The sequence below is a fragment of the Promicromonospora kroppenstedtii DSM 19349 genome (genome assembly GCF_000515355.1).
In the GTDB taxonomy this organism is placed as follows: domain Bacteria; phylum Actinomycetota; class Actinomycetes; order Actinomycetales; family Cellulomonadaceae; genus Promicromonospora; species Promicromonospora kroppenstedtii.
Map to the genome: position 1 here is coordinate 28,628 of NZ_KI911743.1, position 949 is coordinate 29,576.

The window sequence follows — 949 nt, forward strand, 5'->3', positions numbered from 1 at the left end:
GCTGGTCGGCGCGCCCGGCCCCCGCACGCGCGTGCTGGGGGACGGCGGCGCGTACGTGGTCAACTCGTTCGAGGGCGACGCCTCGCCGTTCGACGTGCTCGACGACGACCAGCCCGACGGCACCCACGGCTGGCTCACCCGCGGCCGGGAGCGCACCGCCGTGCCGCAGCCCCGGGGCGGGCACGAGGACTTCTACTCGGCCGTGGCCGAATGGCTCGCAGGCGAGGCCGACGTGCCCGTGGACCCGGCCGACGCCGTGCGCACCGCGGAGGTGCTGGACGCCGCCCGGATCTCGGCCAAGGAAGGGCGCCTCGTCGACGTCTGACGCAACGTTCGCGCAGGTCCTGCTACGGCGCCGACGGCGCACCCAGGTCTGGCGGACAGGGCCCGGCGGTCACCCGCCGGGCCCTTTGTCGATCCCAGGAGTTCACCCACAGGGCTCACGATTCGGCAAATCCTGTGGATAAAGAGCGGGCTCCGGTTCACGGAGTTCTCATGAACGGGTGCACTACATCGAATCCGCGGAACTGGTCCGCGTAGCCGTCCCGACGGACGCTGCGTCTCGGGACCTTCTGGTGCGCCGCCTGGACACCCTCGCGACACTGGACCACCCCCATCTCGTGCCGCTCATCGCGATCTCGCCGAACGGACCGGACAACCTCGATGTCCGGCTGTCGCGGACGGGCGCGGTCGACCTGCCGACCGCCGTCGGCTCCCGTGGCCCCCTGACCGCCGCCGAGGGCGCGGGAATCACCGTCGCGGTGGCGCAGGCCCTGGCCGCGCTGCACAGCGTCGGCCTGGTCCACGGCGGCGTGCGGCCCACCGACGTGCTGCTCCGCAGCGACGGCAGCGCCGTGCTGCGCCCCCGCGTGACGCTGCCCGAGCACAGCGACGACCCTGTCGACGTCACCTCGCTGGCCACGCTCGTCGAGTCCGTGCTGGGCTTCCC

General features: G+C 73.2%; 2 protein-coding genes. Both read left to right on the forward strand.

Features of this window, described 5'->3' with window-relative positions:
- A partial coding sequence (locus PROKR_RS24065) for a Gfo/Idh/MocA family oxidoreductase (RefSeq protein ID WP_342665905.1) occupies positions 1-325 on the forward strand: 325 nt, incomplete at its 5' end.
- 178 nt (positions 326-503) lie between these two features.
- Positions 504-949: hypothetical protein (locus tag PROKR_RS36065; protein ID WP_036968678.1), on the forward strand; the 446-nt coding region annotated here is incomplete at its 3' end.